This window comes from Alteromonas sp. LMIT006 (assembly GCF_024300645.1).
Lineage (GTDB): Bacteria > Pseudomonadota > Gammaproteobacteria > Enterobacterales > Alteromonadaceae > Opacimonas > Opacimonas immobilis.
Genome location: NZ_CP101291.1, coordinates 100,706 through 119,317 on the forward strand (window position 1 = coordinate 100,706; position 18,612 = coordinate 119,317).

General features: G+C 42.8%; 19 protein-coding genes and 1 other RNA gene. 10 read left to right on the plus strand and 10 right to left on the minus strand.

Annotated features, from left to right (window positions below):
- Positions 1 to 26: 26 nt before the first annotated feature.
- The 6 genes from NLG07_RS00410 to NLG07_RS00435 all read right to left on the minus strand — a co-directional run bounded on the left by NLG07_RS00410 (position 27) and on the right by NLG07_RS00435 (position 7,007).
- Positions 27 to 371: a rhodanese-like domain-containing protein gene (locus tag NLG07_RS00410; protein ID WP_254855726.1), complete on the minus strand. Its 345-nt coding sequence runs from the start codon at positions 369 to 371 to the stop codon at positions 27 to 29.
- 88 nt (positions 372 to 459) lie between these two features.
- A complete protein-coding gene (gene prpF / locus NLG07_RS00415) occupies positions 460 to 1,653 on the minus strand; it encodes a 2-methylaconitate cis-trans isomerase PrpF (protein ID WP_254855727.1) in 1,194 nt (397 codons plus the stop codon).
- Positions 1,653 to 4,247 carry a Fe/S-dependent 2-methylisocitrate dehydratase AcnD gene (gene acnD, locus NLG07_RS00420; protein WP_254855728.1) on the minus strand — a complete coding sequence of 865 codons (2,595 nt, stop codon included), beginning with the start codon at positions 4,245 to 4,247 and terminating at the stop codon, positions 1,653 to 1,655. The genes prpF and acnD overlap by 1 nt, the downstream gene beginning before the upstream one ends.
- A gap of 22 nt (positions 4,248 to 4,269) precedes the next feature.
- On the minus strand, positions 4,270 to 5,397 hold the full coding sequence (gene prpC, locus NLG07_RS00425; protein ID WP_254855729.1) for a 2-methylcitrate synthase: 1,128 nt from the start codon (positions 5,395 to 5,397) through the stop codon (positions 4,270 to 4,272).
- A 50-nt stretch (positions 5,398 to 5,447) separates the two neighbouring features.
- Complete coding sequence (gene prpB, locus NLG07_RS00430; protein WP_254855730.1) at positions 5,448 to 6,326, minus strand: methylisocitrate lyase; 879 nt, start codon at positions 6,324 to 6,326, stop codon at positions 5,448 to 5,450.
- Between the two features lie 15 nt (positions 6,327 to 6,341).
- Positions 6,342 to 7,007, minus strand: coding sequence for a GntR family transcriptional regulator (locus tag NLG07_RS00435; protein WP_254855731.1), 666 nt, complete (start codon positions 7,005 to 7,007; stop codon positions 6,342 to 6,344).
- A gap of 238 nt (positions 7,008 to 7,245) precedes the next feature.
- Here NLG07_RS00435 and NLG07_RS00440 point away from each other — a divergent pair, with 238 nt between their 5' ends.
- On the plus strand, positions 7,246 to 8,973 hold the full coding sequence (locus tag NLG07_RS00440; protein WP_254855732.1) for a cyanophycinase: 1,728 nt from the start codon (positions 7,246 to 7,248) through the stop codon (positions 8,971 to 8,973).
- Here the strand turns inward: NLG07_RS00440 and NLG07_RS00445 are convergent.
- The 3 genes from NLG07_RS00445 to NLG07_RS00455 form a co-directional block, all read right to left on the minus strand.
- A complete protein-coding gene (locus NLG07_RS00445; protein ID WP_254855733.1) occupies positions 8,970 to 9,386 on the minus strand; it encodes a CBS domain-containing protein in 417 nt (138 codons plus the stop codon). The two genes, NLG07_RS00440 and NLG07_RS00445, sit on opposite strands and share 4 nt — an antisense overlap.
- Before the next feature lie 129 nt (positions 9,387 to 9,515).
- A complete protein-coding gene (locus NLG07_RS00450; protein ID WP_254855734.1) occupies positions 9,516 to 10,436 on the minus strand; it encodes a manganese-dependent inorganic pyrophosphatase in 921 nt (306 codons plus the stop codon).
- A gap of 91 nt (positions 10,437 to 10,527) precedes the next feature.
- The gene (locus NLG07_RS00455; RefSeq protein ID WP_254855735.1) at positions 10,528 to 11,304 is read right to left on the minus strand and encodes a UDP-2,3-diacylglucosamine diphosphatase; all 777 of its coding nucleotides are present in this window, start codon (positions 11,302 to 11,304) and stop codon (positions 10,528 to 10,530) included.
- A gap of 210 nt (positions 11,305 to 11,514) precedes the next feature.
- On the opposite strand from NLG07_RS00455, the gene NLG07_RS00460 reads away from it, so the two are divergent.
- The 7 genes from NLG07_RS00460 (at position 11,515) to NLG07_RS00490 (ending at position 17,477) form a co-directional block, all read left to right on the plus strand.
- Positions 11,515 to 13,242, plus strand: a complete 1,728-nt coding sequence (locus NLG07_RS00460; protein ID WP_254855736.1) for a lysophospholipid acyltransferase family protein — start codon at positions 11,515 to 11,517, stop codon at positions 13,240 to 13,242.
- A gap of 57 nt (positions 13,243 to 13,299) precedes the next feature.
- Positions 13,300 to 13,667: a transfer-messenger RNA gene (gene ssrA, locus NLG07_RS00465) on the plus strand.
- A 163-nt stretch (positions 13,668 to 13,830) separates the two neighbouring features.
- A complete protein-coding gene (locus NLG07_RS00470; RefSeq protein ID WP_254855737.1) occupies positions 13,831 to 15,036 on the plus strand; it encodes an integrase domain-containing protein in 1,206 nt (401 codons plus the stop codon).
- A 16-nt stretch (positions 15,037 to 15,052) separates the two neighbouring features.
- Positions 15,053 to 15,679, plus strand: coding sequence for a hypothetical protein (locus NLG07_RS00475; RefSeq protein WP_254855738.1), 627 nt, complete (start codon positions 15,053 to 15,055; stop codon positions 15,677 to 15,679).
- A gap of 88 nt (positions 15,680 to 15,767) precedes the next feature.
- Positions 15,768 to 16,019: an AlpA family transcriptional regulator gene (locus tag NLG07_RS00480; RefSeq protein ID WP_254855739.1), complete on the plus strand. Its 252-nt coding sequence runs from the start codon at positions 15,768 to 15,770 to the stop codon at positions 16,017 to 16,019.
- A gap of 8 nt (positions 16,020 to 16,027) precedes the next feature.
- Entirely contained in the window at positions 16,028 to 16,873 is an 846-nt protein-coding gene (locus NLG07_RS00485) for a hypothetical protein (RefSeq protein ID WP_254855740.1), read from the plus strand.
- A 22-nt stretch (positions 16,874 to 16,895) separates the two neighbouring features.
- Entirely contained in the window at positions 16,896 to 17,477 is a 582-nt protein-coding gene (locus NLG07_RS00490; protein WP_254855741.1) for a hypothetical protein, read from the plus strand.
- Between the two features lies 1 nt (position 17,478).
- On the opposite strand, the gene NLG07_RS00495 is transcribed toward NLG07_RS00490, so the two are convergent.
- On the minus strand, positions 17,479 to 17,826 hold the full coding sequence (locus tag NLG07_RS00495) for a hypothetical protein (protein WP_254855742.1): 348 nt from the start codon (positions 17,824 to 17,826) through the stop codon (positions 17,479 to 17,481).
- Between the two features lie 242 nt (positions 17,827 to 18,068).
- Here NLG07_RS00495 and NLG07_RS00500 point away from each other — a divergent pair, with 242 nt between their 5' ends.
- Both NLG07_RS00500 and hxsD read left to right on the plus strand, forming a co-directional pair.
- Positions 18,069 to 18,344: an outer membrane protein assembly factor BamE gene (locus NLG07_RS00500; RefSeq protein WP_254855743.1), complete on the plus strand. Its 276-nt coding sequence runs from the start codon at positions 18,069 to 18,071 to the stop codon at positions 18,342 to 18,344.
- Positions 18,341 to 18,610 carry a His-Xaa-Ser system protein HxsD gene (gene hxsD / locus NLG07_RS00505; protein WP_254855744.1) on the plus strand — a complete coding sequence of 90 codons (270 nt, stop codon included), beginning with the start codon at positions 18,341 to 18,343 and terminating at the stop codon, positions 18,608 to 18,610. The genes NLG07_RS00500 and hxsD overlap by 4 nt, the downstream gene beginning before the upstream one ends.
- Positions 18,611 to 18,612: the final 2 nt, after the last annotated feature.

Sequence of the window (18,612 nt, forward strand, 5' to 3'; positions counted from 1 at the left end):
CTTTGTTTTATCGGCGCCGAAATAGGTTATTGTAAATATTTAGTGATTTTTTCCAAATTCATGCCATTGTGGACGTTGGTATAGCCTTCAGCTTGAAGCAAACGCATCGCTTTGCCGGCTCGGTTCCCGGAGCGACAATACAAGATGATACTCGTATTTTTTTGCACCCCAAGTGCTTTAACACCCTCTAGAATATCTTGCCATTCAATGTGTTCTGCTTGCGGATGATGACCTTGTTCCCATTCTGCAATCGTCCTCACGTCAATGATGACCGGCGCGATTTTATTTTTAGTATTCTGAGGTAGCTCTGATGCGTGTGTTTGACTGATGACTGGCAAAGCCAAAAATATGAGTGTTATGAGAAACTTCATGGACGTAATTCACCTAATGTTTTATCTAAATTTAGTGCAAAAAAAAGCGCCAAGCAATAACCTAGCGCTTATTTATCTTGTGCCGATATTACAGGTTAGGCTCAGGCACCCTCACCCAACCTTCCATTAACACCCTAGCACTGCGGCTCATTACGACACGCTCAACTTGCCATTGACCATCGACTTCAGATGCTGATGCACCGACTTTAAGCGTACCAGAGGGATGACCAAACGTCACTGCGTCCCGCGCGCCTCCACCGGCGGCTTCATTGACCAATGTCCCTGGAATCGCAGAGGCTGTTGCAATAGCTACGGCAGCGGTTCCCATCATGGCGTGATGCAGTTTGCCCATCGACAAGGCACGGACGTGACAGTCAATCTCGGATACACTGATCGCCGTCCCTGCCGAACTCACATAATCTTGCGCGGGTGAAACAAAGGCGATCTTTGGAATATGCTGAGATGTCGCTGCCGTTTCAATATCAGGACTCAAGCCCATCGCCACTGCGCCATGCAGACGGATTGTTTCAAAGCGTTCTAACGCATCCTCATCACCATTAATCGCTTCTTGCAATTCAGTGCCTTGGTAGCCCAAATCCGACGCTCTGAAAAACAGCGTTGGAATGCCCGAGTTCACCATGCTGACATCAAATTCACCAATATCAGGTACATGCAAGCGGTCAACCGTATTCCCGGTAGGTAAAACAAGCTCATCTGGCTCAACGGGTGCGACAAAGGCAATCGGTACTTCAGCAGCAGGGAACGTCACGCCATCCAGCATAAAATCACCTATTTCTTGCACTTGTCCATTGGTAATGGGCACAGAAGCAATGATCGTTTTGCCAATGTTTTGCTGCCAGATACGCACTTCACACACCCCATTTTCTGGAATGCGCTCAGCCGCCACTAAGCCTTTTTCAATCGCAAAAGAGCCCACAGCTGCAGTTAAGTTACCGCAGTTACCCGACCAATCGACAAAGGCTCTATCAATCGCCACCTGGCCAAACAAATAGTTCACATCGTGATTGGGTTGGTCTGAAGCTGACAAAATCACCGTTTTGGAGGTGCTCGACGTCGCTCCACCCATGCCATCAGTGTGCTTGCCATAAGGATCAGGACTACCAATGACACGTAACAAGAGTGCATCGCGATATGGGCCTGGTTGCTGGGCTTTTTCAGGCAAGTCCTCTAGGGCAAAAAATACGCCCTTGGAAGTGCCGCCACGCATATAAGTGGCGGGAACTTTTATTTGCGCTGCATGCGCCAATGGTGCGGTAGACATTACGCCACCTGCCCTTCTAAAAAGTCCTGAGCAAAGCGCTGCAATACGCCACCTGCGCTATAGACAGACACTTCTTCAGCGGTATCCAGGCGACATTTGACGGGTGCACGCATGACTTCACCGTTCGCTCGTGTAATCACCAACGTTAACTCTGCACCGGCATCCACTTCACCTTCGATAGCAAAGGTTTCAGTGCCGTCAATCTGGTACGTATGACGAGTTTCACTGTTGATAAACTCAACCGGTAATACGCCCATGCCTACAAGGTTCGTACGGTGAATGCGCTCAAATCCTTCTGCCACAATCACTTCAACGCCAGCGAGACGAACGCCTTTGGCTGCCCAGTCGCGTGATGAACCTTGCCCGTAGTCTGCCCCTGCCACAATAATCAGCGGTTGCTTGCGCTGCATATAAGTTTCAATGACTTCCCACATACGCATAGTCTGACCTTCTGGCTCTAAACGCGCCAACGAGCCTTGCACGATTTCGCCATTATCATCGCGCACCATTTCATTAAGTAATTTCGGGTTTGCGAATGTTGCACGTTGGGCCGTTAAGTGGTCGCCACGGTGCGTGGCATATGAGTTAAAGTCTTCTTCAGGCAAGCCCATTTTTGCCAAATATTCACCGGCAGCAGATGAGGCCAAAATCGCATTTGAGGGAGATAAATGGTCCGTCGTAATGTTATCGCCTAACACAGCCAGTGCACGCATACCTTGCATGGTACGAGGTGCGGCCAAAGCGCCTTCCCAATACGGCGGACGACGAATATATGTCGACATTTCACGCCAATCGTACAATGGATTGTTTTTCTCACCATAGTCTACGCTCAAATCAAACATGGGCGTATATACAGATTTAAACATCTCAGGTTTGACGCTGGCTTTGATGATCGCATCGACTTCCGCATCGTCTGGCCAGATATCTTTTAGGTAAACCGGATTGCCATCTTTATCCGTACCCAACACGTCTTTTTCGATATCAAAACGCATTGAGCCAGCAATCGCATACGCGACCACTAACGGCGGAGACGCTAGGAAAGCCTGTGAGGCATATGGGTGGATACGGCCATCAAAATTTCGGTTACCGGATAACACAGCGGTTGCATACAAATCACGGTCGATGATTTCTTGTTGAATGGCAGGATCCAGCGCACCTGACATGCCGTTACACGACGTACAGGCATAAGCAACAATACCAAAGCCTAGCTGTTCTAGTTCAGATAAAAGCCCAGCTTCTTCCAGGTACATCTTGACCACTTTTGATCCTGGCGCAAGTGATGATTTAACCCATGGCTGACGAGTTAAGCCTAACTCATTGGCTTTTTTGGCCAACATGCCGGCCATAATGACATTTCGTGGATTCGAAGTATTCGTACATGAGGTAATCGCTGCGATGATCACCGCACCATCTGGCATCAAACCGTCTGGCTTGTCATAGGCTTTAGCAATGCCGCGCTCGCCCAGTTCTTTCACTGGTAATTTGGCATGCGGATTAGAAGGGCCAGCCATATTTCGTTCAACCGCAGACAAATCAAAACGCAATATACGCTCGTATTCTGCACCGACCATACTATCCGCCCAAAGGCCGGTGGTTTTGGCATATTGCTCAACCAATGCGACTTGCTCAGGCTCACGTCCCGTAAGGTTCAAGTAATCAATGGTTTGCTCGTCAATATAGAACATCGCCGCCGTCGCGCCGTATTCTGGCGTCATATTGGAGATAGTTGCACGGTCGCCCAATGATAGGTGTTTGGTACCTTCACCATAAAACTCTAAGTAAGCCCCGACAACACGCTCTTGACGCAAGAACTGGGTCAATGCCAATACGATATCCGTTGAAGTAATGCCTGCTTGAGGTTTACCGGTAAACTCAACACCGACAATATCAGGCAGACGCATATATGACGCACGACCTAACATAACATTCTCAGCTTCAAGACCACCGACACCAATGGAAATAACACCCAACGCATCAGTATGCGGCGTGTGTGAGTCAGTACCCACACACGTATCTGGGAAAGCGACATTATCGCGCAACTGCACGACTGGCGACATTTTCTCTAGGTTGATCTGGTGCATGATCCCATTGCCAGGAGGAATAACATCCACGTTTTTAAACGCGGTTTTGGTCCAGTTGATAAAGTGGAAACGGTCTTCGTTGCGACGATCTTCAATCGCACGATTTTTTTCAAACGCGTCTGCTTCAAAACCACCGTGCTCAACGGCCAAAGAGTGATCTACGATCAACTGGGTCGGTACGACTGGGTTAACTTTAGCTGGATCGCCGCCTTTATCGGCAATTGCATCACGCAAACCAGCCAAATCGACTAATGCCGTTTGCCCCAAAATATCGTGACACACCACGCGTGCTGGGAACCATGGAAAATCTTGCTCGCGCTTGCGGTAAATCAACTGTTCTAGCGAAACGTTGAGCATAGCTGGATCGCATTTGCGCACCAAATTCTCTGCGAGTACTTTGGAAGTGTAAGGTAATTTGGCCCACGCATCGGCTTCGATCGCGTTGACCGCGGCCTCAGCGTTGAAATATTCAACGCTTGAGCCAGGTAGGGTTTGTTTAAACTCGGTATTCATATGCTTGCCTTAAATGTGGGAATTAAACGCGCTGACCAATCGGCGTCACTTTACGCGGCTCCGAGCCGGTATAATCCGCACTTGGACGAATGATACGGTTGTTATCACGTTGTTCCATGACGTGTGCTGCCCAGCCCGTCAAACGCGAACATACGAAAATTGGGGTAAATAACTTGGTGGGAATCCCCATAAAGTGATACGCAGACGCGTGGAAGAAATCAGCGTTACAGAATAATTTCTTTTCATCCCACATGAATTGTTCACAAGCCACAGAAATGTCGTATAAGTTGCGGTCACCAAATTCTTCCGCCAGTTTCTCAGACCAGCCTTTGATGATGACATTACGCGGATCTGACTCACGATAGATCGCATGCCCAAAGCCCATGATTTTTTCTTTGCGCTCTAACATGCCACGCATCTGGACTACCGCATCTTCTGGGTCGCTGAAGCGCTCAATCATATCCATCGCTGCCTCGTTCGCTCCACCGTGAAGTGGACCGCGCAATGAACCAATGGCACCTGTGATACACGAATACATGTCGGATAACGTTGACGCACAAACACGAGCCGTAAAGGTCGAGGCGTTAAATTCATGTTCAGCATACAAAATTAACGAGACATCCATGACTTTACGATGTAATTCAGATGGCGTCTTACCGGTCAATAACGCTAAGAAATGTCCACCAATCCCATCTTCATCTGTATTGCAATCGATTTCAACGCCATCATGAGTGTAGCGATACCAATATGTCACAATCGCTGGAAATGCACCTAATAGACGATTAGCTGCTTGTTGTTGCTGACCAAAATCAGCTTCGCCTTCCAAGTTACCTAACATGGAACAACCGGTACGCATGACGTCCATAGGGTGCGCGTCTTTTGGAATGAGCTTCAATACGGCTTTTAAGCTCTCTGGTAGGTCGCGATTGGCTTTTAATACCGCTTTGTACTCATCGAGTTGCGTTTGATTCGGTAACTCTCCGTTAAACAATAAATACGCCACTTCTTCAAATGTTGCATTATCAGCCAAATCCGATACATCATAACCGCAGTAAGTCAAACCTGAGCCAGATTTGCCAACCGTACATAATTTCGTTTCACCTGCAGATTGTCCGCGTAAACCTGCGCCGCCTAATTTCTTATCAACCATGTTCATCTCCTATTTTTGAGGGTAAGGGTGGTTTGTTTTAAATTGAAAATTTATTTGTTTTTGCCTTCGGCAAATAGAGCATCGAGTTTTTGCTCATAGTCGTGATAGCCAAGATAATCGTATAAGTCCATACGCGTCTGCATCGTATCGATCACGGCTTTTTGATCGCCATCGTTTAGGATATGCTGATAAACGTTTTCGGCTGCTTTATTCATTGCGCGGAACGCTGATAATGGGTAAAGCACCATCGCTGCGCCCCACTCACCTAACTGTTCACGGTTCCATAGCTCGGTTTGACCAAACTCCGTGATGTTTGCCAAGATAGGAACATCTAAGGCTTCGCTGAAGGCACGGTAATGCTCTTCCGTCTTAACCGCTTCTGCAAAAATCCCGTCAGCACCGGCAGCAACGTAAGCCTTAGCACGCTCAATCGCCGCCTCTAACCCTTCTTGCGCAAACGCATCCGTACGCGCCATGATGAAGAAATCAGGATCAGTGCGCGCATCTACGGCCGCTCTAATCCGGTCGACCATTTCTTCAGTGGACACGATTTCTTTGTTTGGACGATGACCACAGCGCTTTTGCGCGACTTGGTCTTCCATGTGGACTGCTGCAGCACCGGCTTTTTCCATATCGCGAATGGTTTTGGCAATGTTAAATGCTCCGCCCCACCCCGTATCAATATCGACTAATAACGGCAAATCACACGCCGCAGTAATGCGCTGCACGTCGACAAGCACATCGTTTAACGAAGTCATGCCCAAATCAGGTAGGCCATAAGAAGCATTTGCTACACCGCCACCGGATAAATAAATGGCTTGATGCCCGATACGCTTTGCCATCATCGCTGCATACGCGTTAATGGTACCGACGATTTGCAATGGCTGGTTAGCCACTAAAGCGTCTCTGAATTTTTTTCCTGCACTCATGAAATAGTCCTCTTGTTAAGATTGGCTTGCCAGTTTCTTGGCAATCGTGTTCTTGCTGTATGTGATGTGGCGACGCATAAGCATTTCGGCTAGTTCCTCGTCACGATTTAAAATGGCTTGCGCAATGTGCTTGTGTTCAGCGTAGGCAGTCGTCACTCGAGGACCTGCCATTCCAAGCTGGACGCGATACATGCGCACCAAGTGATAAATACCTTCCGTTAATAAGGTAATAAGCTGTTGGTTTTTGGAACCCAAGATAATGCGGTAGTGAAAATCATAATCACCGGCTTCTTGATAATAGCTCTCGCCCTCTCGTACCGTCTCGAAATGCGTATCGAGAAGGCTAAGTAACTTGTTTATTTCGGCCATGGTCATGTTGCGCGCAGCGAGACGAGCAGCCATCCCTTCAAGGGATTCGCGAATTTCATATAGTTCTTGCAAACCTGCTTCTGATAATTCAACCACGCGTGCCCCAACATTGGCTTTACGCTCAACGATATGACAGGCGGTCAAGCGATTGATGGCTTCGCGAATGACAGCTCGACTGACTTGGTATTTTGTCGACAACTCGGTTTCGCTGAGTTTCGCTCCGGCGGGAATGACGCCCTCGACAATATCTTGTCTTAACTGAATAAACGTGCGGTCCGCACTAGTGATAGGAGTAACATTTGCTGTTGCCATGGAATTACCTCAACCAAGCCATTGTCGACAATATAGCCCTTTAGGATGATTTTAGCAAGAGTTTACCGGCAGATTGTCGACAAAAGTATGAGGAGTAAGATACACATCCAAGAAGAGACGTGACTGAAAAAATACATCGCATTGCTCAAAGCATCGATTAGCATTAATATCACGCAACTCAAACCAATTGATAAACGTGTTTTAAAAACTAAAATCGAAAAATGGAGTTTGTAAATTCATGACAGCACAACTAGGCTTACACATTGTATGCTTGTTAACTTGCTTGACATTTGGCACCGCAAAGACCAATGCGAGTCCATTAGAAACTTCTCTCGATTTTCATCTTTTACTTGCCGGTGGTGCTCTTGAAATTTGTTCGTCTTACTCTCCCAAACATTGTGCGTCTGAGCCGCCCAAAGGCAAGTCACAGAACTATTACAAATTAAGCAAACACACTCTTAACAGCATCAAAGATAGCACACAATCACCAAAGTTTGCTGAGGTGGTCGAAGCACTTGATAATTTCACTAACACTAATATGCTGACCAAGAATGAACTGGATACTCTGTTCGAAACCGCTCAGGTAAGAGAGAAGATTCGCGCCTTATCCGACCACGATTATTATTTAATCTATGATGCATTAGAGATAAAAAGTTCTCATGGTCAGTCTCAAAAACGTCTTCGCGAAACTGCAGCGCCACAAGACTCAAAAAGCACTTCCACACAAGCAATCATTAACACTTTTATTGAACAAGCGAAGCGGTTTGCAGAACAAGAAAAAGCAAAACCTCAAATCTTAGTTGTCACTGCATCATCGCGCGACAGTTATGCTGCCGTAGATTATTATCGTAGCGTGTTTGCTGTGGACGGTGTACCAGCAACTTGGCTTCCCATCGACAGAGCATGGCAAGCTGCAAGTCGTGCGCAACAATGCGATAAATTAGAGGATTTCCAAGGCAACTATTTGGTATTTAATCGTGCACAGGTATATCCCGATTTATATGCAGAACAACAAGCTGCTTGTCGCACTCCACAAAAACTGGTTGATTTGATTCATGGCGCACATGGCATATTTTTTAATGGGGGCGATCAATCGTTTACCCGCGCTGCGCTTTTTATGCCAGAAAGCAAGCCCAATGATGTGTTAAGGGCAATACAAGTACGTCACGCGCAAGGAAAACTGATTGTGGGTGGCACCAGTGCAGGCACAGTAGTTCAGACGGGGCTAAGTAGTACAGACAGCATGATTCCGATGATCACCAATGGCGTTAGCCATCAAGCAATTAAACGTGGGGTTTTCGCTCAAGATGCGCCTTCTCAGCGTTGTGTTGAGAACTGTTATAAATCGACCTCATTTAGCCATGCGGATGATGTCACCTACCATTCGAATGGAGGCACAGGGCTGTTTGCGCTTGGTAATACCGACACACATTTTTCGGAGCGAAACCGCGAAGGACGATTTATTGCGCTAAATGCCCTAACCGGTTCTAAGGTAGGTATTGGCGTGGATGAAAATTCAGCGGTGTTAATCAGCTGGGATGTGCCGAACAAACCTACTCGGGCTTTTACCAAAGTGATCGGTAAGCATGGGGTCTTTATTTATGACGATACACTGTTGCAAATCAAACAGACAGTTCAAGGATATCAATTGGGTGGTCGTGCGCATTATTTACCTAGTGGGTCATCAGCTGAATACGATTTAGTAGCACAGAACTGGACGTTCTTTAACGAGACGCCAGCCAAATTTAAATACGAGATTGCTAATTATCCTCATCATACCGGAATGTGGCGACACTTGAGCCAGACACTTTGCAAACTTGAGAAAAAACAACCTCAAAACTGGCAACTTTATGGGATCAAGTATGTCATTATACCGTTACCAGAAACTCAATTCTGGGTAAATAAGCACGGCCTATGCGGCTACACCAATCTAGGATATAGCATAGCCCCAATAGCAATGGATTAATGATCCTTATAGCCATCCTGTAAATGCAAATCAATTGCTCGGAGCAAATCGGTGCGACTGATTGTACCTAGCAGATGCCCTGCATCGTCAATGACAGGATACACCTTAGGACGTTCAATACTCAGGCCTTGCGCCAATTCTAATACCGAATGATATGGCTTCACTGAAATGACTTCGACTTTCATGATGTCATGGACGTGGGCAACTTGTTCTCGGTAGTAGGACGATTCAACCATCTTCTTGATACAATCCTGTTCAGACAAAAATCCGACCACTTTACCGCTTTTATTCACTACAGGCCCCGCACCTTGTCGACTTTGCAATAATCGCTCAACAGCTTCCGCTACTGGCATATGCTCAGTGAATGTAACAGGATGTTTATTCATATAGTCTTGCACTTTCAATGATTCCACTTCTACCTTCCTTATTTGCGTAAGTACATTTCGACTATAGAATACTTTTGAAGATTTATGAACTATTTATTTTCCAATACAAAAAAGCCCAACAAAAAGTTGGGCTTTGTTCAGTCATAAATTGCAGACTTATGCAAACGCATCCTGTAATGGTGGAACGACCTGCTTTTTACGGCTTAATACGCCTTCTAGCCAGACTTCACCATTATCGACCGTGACATCATAAGCTTTTTCTACGATCGAGCTATCATCAGAAGCCACTAACATCAATGAACCTTCTTTCATGATGTCGGTTAATAGAAGAAGAACTGAATGACGCTGGCCTTCTTCTTTAAGTACAGCAATGTCTTTGGCAAGATCTGCTTTGATATCATCAAATACAGATAAATCAATGACTTCTAGCTGACCGATACCCACAAGGTTGCCGTGCATATCGAAATCTTTAAAATCGCGCTTTACTAAGTCGCGCACAGGTGTGCCTTGAACTGCAGACTTAACGCGGAACATTTCCATGCCAAGCTCTTTAAAGTCTTCAATACCAGCAATTTCTGCTAATGCTTCAACACATTTGATATCAGCTGTGGTGCAAGTTGGTGATTTGAAAATGACAGTATCAGATAAAATCGCACACATCATGATGCCTGCGTATTCTTTAGGGATCTCTACGCCGTAAAAATCATACATCATCTTGATAATCGTGTTTGAACAACCTACTGGGCGGATCCAGCACTCTAGAGGTGTAGATGTGGTTAAATCCCCTAATTTGTGGTGATCAACAACACCAACAACTGTTGCTTCATCGATATCATCAGGTGCTTGCGTTTTTTCTGTGTGGTCAACGATGTAAACCTCTTCACCCGCATAGCTCATTTTAAGCTCTGGTGCATCAAAACCAAAACGATCCAAAATAAATTGAGTCTCGGGCGATACATCACCTAAGCGCGTAGGAATGGCTTCTTCGCCAATTTGGTTTTTGAGATAGGCCAGTGCTAAGGCACCGCAAATTGAATCCGAATCAGGGATTTTGTGACCGACAACGTACATCGCCATGATAAATATGCTCCATAAATAAACTGGCGCTAGTGTAATAAAATCCTAATAAAAAGCCAATACACTATGAGTAGTAGGCGTTGCATTTGAATTATGCAACCTGCAGATGTAATTTACTTAACGCTTTGTCACGTGTTTCTACCCAATCCACTAGCTGCAACTCTCCTGTCATGGATTCACACAACGCAGTACAGTTTTCTACCCAATCACCGTCGTTAATATAAATCCCATGCTTAGTCGTGGCTTGTTCCGGGTGATGAATATGCCCACAAATAACGCCATCTAAGCCTTGTTCTTGAGCGCATTTAGTGGATGCCACTTGATAGCGCTTGATTGCGCGTTGGGCACCTTTGATACGCGTTTTGATATAGCCTGCAAGTGAGCGATAAGGTGCTTTATTTAAGCTGCGATAGCGATTATAAGTGCGATTAACCCACAACAACAAATCATAGCCTTTATCGCCAATCCAGGCTTCAAACTTACCCAAGGTTACATCGTCATCGAACTGATCCCCATGCAGTACCAAAAAGCGCTTATCTTGTTGCGTAACATGGACGGTTTCTCGCACGACCTGAATATCACCGATGGCTAATCCATCATATTTTTGCAGGGGTGCATCGTGGTTTCCCGGGAGGTAAATCACTTTGCACTGATGACTTAATTGAATGATTTTATGAAAGATAGCGTTGTGCGATTCTGGCCATTTAAACTGGCGTTGCATGGCCCATAAATCGACGATGTCCCCGACTAAATACAGGACATCACAGGTGTTGTGGTGTAAAAACTCTAACAGTAATTCCGCTTTACAATCCGTACTACCGAGGTGGACATCAGAAATAAAAATCGCTTTGTGGTGAGTGGTTTTCACGTTATACCTCATGGTGTAAAGATGCATGATTGTGTGTCTATAACGTGAGCTGATATTAATTTTGGACTATGACAATTGTGGGACATATTTAAGAAGGTTGTGTGACAGGTAAGGCGCAATACACTGTCACAGACTCTTCAAATTAACGTCACTTAAGTGTCATAGTTGATGGGTATTTTGTGGCGGATTCCTTCTATTCTTTGAGACTTTATGTTTTCTGTCGCCGACGTTATCCATCAACAATATCCTGATTTAGCCAAAAGGCCGTTTATCGCTAAGCCGCTGATATATTTACTCAGGCAGCTGTTACACGAAACCGATATCCGTGAATTTGTCGAGCGCTATCCGCATTTAGACGGGATTGATTTTGTGGAGCAAGTTCTAGATTACTTCAATGTGACCTATTCAGTACGGGATAATGAAAAGCAACATATTCCCAGTACCGGTAAAGTGGTGATCATTGCCAACCACCCAATTGGTTCTTTAGATGGTCTCGCTTTGCTAAAACTGGTGCATGAAGTACGTACCGACGTCAAAGTCATGGCGAACCAAATGCTGATGTCGGTCAAAGCGCTGAACAATCTGCTGTTACCAGTCAATAATATGGGTGGCAACACGCCCAAAGAAAACATGAATAATATCCATACGCACATGCAAAATGAGGGAGCTTTGTTAATATTTCCAGCCGGTGAAGTATCGCGCCTGCGACCTCAAGGGATTCGGGACACAAAATGGCACTCTGGCTTCTATCGCATCGCTAAGCAACACAACGCGCCAATTTTACCTTTGTTTATTGATGCCAAAAATTCTCCGCTGTTTTATTCGATGTCCATGATTTACAAGCCACTATCTACGGCGTTGCTGGTCAAGGAAATGTTTAAACAGCGCAAAGCGCATTTCCCGATTCGCATAGGCAAAATAATTCCACCTCAGTCATACAGTGCAAAAAACTTGAATTTAAAACAAACAGTTAAATTATTCAAAAAACACCTATATGCCATTGCGCAAAATAAGCCATTGGTGTTTGACGTGCAAAATCCGATTGCGCTGCCCGAAAACCGTTCTGTGTTGCAACAGGAGCTCAAACAGCGATGTCAGTTGTTGGGGGAAACGTCGGATAACAAACGTATTTACCTTTATGAGCACCATGAATCCAGTGCTATCATGCGTGAAGTAGGCCGCTTACGAGAGATTGCGTTTCGCGCAGTAGGTGAAGGCACACTCAATAAACGCGACATAGACCAGTATGACTCAGATTATTATCATCTACTGATTTGGGATAATAATGACTTGGAGATTGTTGGCGCCTATCGCTTTGGTGATGCGACCAAACTCGTCACACCCGCTTCAAATAACTTATACAGCGCCACATTATTTGACTATTCTGAGAAAATGAATCCGTATTTTGCACAAGGATTAGAATTAGGTCGCAGCTTTGTACAGCCTCGTTATTGGGGTAAGCGTTCGTTGGATTATTTGTGGTATGGGATTGGGGCATTTGTGCGCCAGTATCCGCAGTATCGCTATTTGTTTGGTCCAGTCAGCTTATCGGATGCGTACCCTGAAAAAGCCAAGCAAGCGATTGTGCATTTTTATCAGCGCTATTTTGGGTGTGGTGGCTCTAGCAGTGGCGAATGTGCGACGGCCAAAATTCCGTTTATTTTGAAAGAGCCGCCAGCAATTGATTTTAATGGCGATGATTACAAATCCGATTTTACGGCGTTAAAACACTATCTTCAGTCCATGGGATTGAACATCCCTACCCTGTTTAAACAGTACACTGAGATTGCGGAAGACGGTGGGGTGTGTTTCCATGCGTTTAATATCGATCCTGAATTTAATAACTGTATTGACGGCCTAATTATGGTGGATATGCAGATGCTTAAGAAGAAAAAGCGCGAGCGTTATTTGGGTGAATCAGAAGTTAACTTAGATTAATTTTGATAAAACCGCTTCGCAATTTTGTGAAACGTCACTATAATACAAAATACTTCTGGGGTTGATTAGGATTCGACAGGATTCAATGATACTGGAGGTGCATGCAGAGGTGCGGTTGGCCTCTTAAAAAAGCCGCAAAAAAATAGTCGCAAACGACGACAACTACGCACTAGCAGCTTAATAACCTGCTGAGTGCCTTCGCGCCCTAGCTTTCGCCTGTAAGACGGGGAATCACGCGGAGTCAAACCCAAACAGGATCGCCCGGCGTCTCCCGCTTGAGAGACAAAGCGCTAAATTTAATTCAAGCTAGTTTGTACTTCGCGTGTCGGTCCGCAGGGTGCAGGCGAATGTAAAGATTGACTAAGCATGTAGGACCAAAGGTTGACGCTTTCTGGACGCGGGTTCAAATCCCGCCAACTCCACCACATTGATAATTAAAGACATCTTAGGGTGTCTTTTTTATGCCCAAAATCTTATTAATAAAGGATTTTATGTGTTATTAATGCTCAATAACGCTTAATGACATTCAACATTTAACGTAGTACAGTATGTAGTATCAACTATTTTTCATTAATGATGGTACTACAAATGGCTAGAACTATGCCTCTTACTAATACCCAAGTAAAACAAGCCAAACCCAAAGACAAGGTTTATAAACTTGGAGATGGTGATGGTTTACAACTAAGAGTCAAGCCATCAGGAAGCAAAACATGGCTATTTGATTACATTAAACCTCTAAGTAAAAAAAGATCATCATTGGGATTGGGTTCATACCCAGCTATATCACTTGCAGATGCTCGAAAAAGACGAGATTCAGCAAGAGAGTTAATTGCTCAAGGCATTGATCCTAAAGAGCATAAACAACAAGTCCAAAGACTTGAGCGAGATATAAGTGAAAATACTTTTGAAAAGGTCGCTTCTGATTGGTTCATGGTAAAAAAGACCGAGGTTACACCAGATTATGCTGAGGATATTTGGCGTTCATTAGAGCTTCACATAATACCTAAATTAGGCAAGTACCCAATTAGTAGGATAAACGCTCCGGATACCATAGAGACACTTAAACCTGTTGCAGCAAAAGGTAACTTAGAAACTATACGGCGCGTATGCCAACGTTTGAATGAAGTCATGAACTTTGCTGTAAATACAGGCTTAGTTCAAGCAAATCCTCTTTATGGTATTAAATCAGCGTTTAGCAAGCCAAAAAAAGAATTGATGCCAAGCCTTAAACCCGATGAGCTCCCTGAGCTTATGGATGCTCTTCAATATGCAAGTATCAAGTTGGTCACACGATGTTTAATAGAATGGCAACTTCATACAATGGTTCGTCCTAGCGAGGCAGTTGGTGCAAGATGGTCAGAAATTGACTTTGATGAGTTAATTTGGCGAATTCCTGCTGAACGCATGAAAAAAAGTCGTGAGCATTTTGTGCCTTTAACAGCACAGACAATCAGGTTATTAGAGCGTCTTAAACCCATAAGTGGCCATCGAGAATATGTTTTCCCTGCAGATCGTAACCCGAAAGAACACATGAACGCACAAACTGCAAATGCAGCATTAAAGCGAATGGGATTTCAGAAACGACTTGTAGCACATGGCATGAGAGCTTTAGCTAGCACCACATTAAATGAACAGGGATTTGATCCTGATGTCATCGAGGCAGCTTTAGCTCATGTTGATAAAAACCAGGTAAGACGAGCTTACAATCGAGCTGATTATTTAGAACGCAGAAGAGAAATGATGGAATGGTGGTCGGAACATATTTCAATTATGTCCCAAAAGTCAATGTCATAAACTTGAGGTAATAGCAATGCCAAACATAAGCGACAAAGTTTTAAATGATTTAAGAAATAATCCAGGAATGGTTTATTGTGATGAGGAATTTACCGAATACAAATTTGTAGATGGTAGTTTGATGATAAAACCCATAAATCATTTTAATACAAATACAAACTTGATAGAGTGGCAAAATAAGATAATAAACGACAAGCATAACTACGATGTTTTGAACTCTCTAGATGACTACTGGAGTGACTTAAGAATTGATCCGGAATATTTTAGTAGGCACAGCATAAAAAATAGCACCCCTCTAGAAGCATTAGATTCTGCAATAGATCATGGAGTCTACCCTCCACCAGAAGTCTTACTCGCATTAAATGAGTGCTTTCAAACCTACTATAGCTTCTGTGGTAAAGTTGAGCTTGAGGACATATTTTTTGGGAAAAGAAAAAAACGCGTAGGCAATAATTCAGGCCGCAAATACTCTAAAGAAATATACAAGCAATTTAGATTTTATGTAGTAATGGATCGAATAGAAAAATCCATGAAAAGATCACTCGAAGATATAGCCATAGATTATCTTATGGAACACAGTCCTGATACAGATTTAGACTCGTTTCTGAGGCAATATAGAAGATACAAAAAAAGCTTAAAATGAACCTCCGGACAAACAACACTTTAATTGTCCTTCCTCTACAAATTTTTATGTGAATAATTGGGTATCAGTTAGCCAATAAGGAACTGATATGCTTAATAACGACTTACAACTACTTCGCAGAAATGAAGTCATTCGACTCACTGCTCGTTCAAGATCCTCACTTTTAAACGATGAAAAAGCAGGCCTCTTTTGTCCTCCTGTATCTATTGGTGGGCGTTCTGTAGCTTATGTCAAACATGAGGTTGAGGCTCTTATTCAAGCCAGAATTCAGGGAAAAACAACGAAAGAGATAAGAGAGTTAGTATCAAATCTAATTAAAAACAGAGAAGATGGCATTTAGGGTTAACTATGTGTTTCTTTAATCCTTACCCTTCTAATTATAAATCTCATCCTTTAGAGATTAAGAGGTTATTACCTTTACTTGAGCTTATTTGGAATGGCGATAATTTTGATATTATTTATGGGATACCTTACATAAATGACCATGCAATAAAAATCAAAGAAACCAAACCAATCGTTGCAGCAATAGCACACCTATTGGAAGTTCCTATTACATTATTAGAAAGTACATCGCCTTCAATAAAAGGGGCAACTGGACGTTCATTTTCATCGCAAACCCTTCATCATACAGATTTAAACAAAAACGAACTGATCGGACAGACTTTTAATCTTAATCAGAAAACAAAATGCGGTAAGACTCCTAAGTATTTTGGGTGTCATTCAAAACGAAAAAATACTGCTCTTCAAAAGTTTTGGAGGAAATGTGGATTCCCAGAGCCTGACCGTTGGTCTAGACTCCCAGTTAGCATAATCGGAACAAAGTTTTTAACTGGTCATTTAACCACTTACAAAAATACAGGCAATCTAAAATATATCAACGACACAGTTGAAACAGTGTTTCTTACCAATGAACAGATTCTAGAAGCAGTACCTACCTCTATAAAAGTCGAAAAAGGAAACACAGACTTGAAACAAATCCTGTACAGGAATGACACAACCCCGTCACGTTTACTGCCAACTCACAACACATTTCACGTTAACAAGCAATCCCCTCAAAGAACTATTATAACTGGGCTAGAGCAAGATATAAGTGCATGCAGTAATAAGCACATATCACATTTCCAATCTCAAGGAGGAAATACTAAGTCATACTTCTATGACAAGTATGATGAATTGGACGGAAGCCCTTTTTAAATTAATTAAACTTGGAGACATTATGTCGAATTATATTGATTTCACTTTAAATATCAAATGCAGTACCAAAGAGTCATTAATGTGTATGACGTGTATTCTTTGTGGTAATCAACACATTGCACAAATCAGCGAAAATGAATTTGAACACATCCCTAAGAACCCGAATAATGATAATTCGTATAAATACCTTAACTGGGAAAACTTTGGTGTTTGTGAGATATTTAGTACAACTAGCTGTGACGACAAAATAATACTAAGCGCAGGATTCAGAAGTAATGCAAGTAGAGTTGAGAGTGAAACAATGGATGAATTTTTTAAATCAATACTAAGCGTTGATAAAAGTGCATCAATAGAACTAAATTGGTTTTATAGCTCTCAAACACCACACTATGGAAAGCAAGTTGCAAACAGGGACGATGATATTGTAGTTGTAAAAGAAATCACTATCAAGGATATCGAATATAAAGATTTTGATCACGCATATGATGATAGTTGGGTCTCTGCAAATAAGATTGAAGATATCCTTATTGAGAAAGGTATCCCAGAAGAAAAAATCAAATATGTTGATGGCAGCCTAAGTGTAAGAAAACTATTAATAAATTAATTCAAGAAGAAATATCAGATGGACTCATAAGATGAATATTGATTGGAGGAAGTTCAGTAACAGAGGTTTCCTCCTTCTTGTCCGTCCAACCTGCTTGAGTTCGTAGGTAAAACTTCAAGAGGTCTTTATCTCCGTTCAATATATGCTGATGGACAATTTCAGAATATTCTGCAATTCGTCTAGACTTACCTTGCTTATATCGTTCGAGTAGTTCAGGTTGTCTTTTGGCAACTTCGTAATAAGTAGTTTTGGATATACCGAAATACCCAGCTATCTGCTCGACGCTCATTGATGCTGATAATTGCTGTACAACATCTAAATCTTGACTTGAAAACACTACTTTATCCATCCGATTATTATAGCAAAATCAACAATATAAATCCACAACAACGCAAAGAAAGCCGATGAAGATTTATAAATATGATTGACTTTAACAACTGAATTTAATACGGTAACTTTTTAAATTTTATTGAAGTTTTATTTATGTGCCTTAATGTAAAATATACTTTCATAGTTATATGTTGCTTAACTGCGATGTTTTTTTCTACCTCTTCGTTCGCTAACAGTGATGATGAGATAACAAGATTGCTAATGAGCCTTAATAATCATATTGTAAATCTTGAGAAGCGTGTTTCTCAGCTAGAAAAACAGCTTAAAACCCCTTCACAAACAATCCCAGTAGGAAATACACAATGGCGCAAACTAAAAAGGGGGATGAGCATGGATTCTGTAAAAGCGTTACTAGGAGAACCTTTGAAAATTGATGGAGGATACAGAACTTACTATTATTACTCCAAAAATAGTATTTTGGGTCCTCACGTTTTATTTATTGATGACTCAGTATACGGTTGGGAAGAACCAGATTGAAAATATTACTTAAAAAAAAATCGACATCTGAAATTGCCTTAAGAAAAGCTTTGTATTGGCTCGATGATGATTGCATGTGGACCTTAACTGAATCAGATAATGAGTGGTTAATTGAGGTTTCCTGTGATGAAAATTTAAAAGAATTGTATATTTCAAAAATACATAAACTTGTTAATGATTACACTCTCAGGGAAAGGATAAGCAGCAAAACTGATTCATTGAAAAATGCAATTATTAAAAAAACACTTAAAGACCTAACAACTTAATA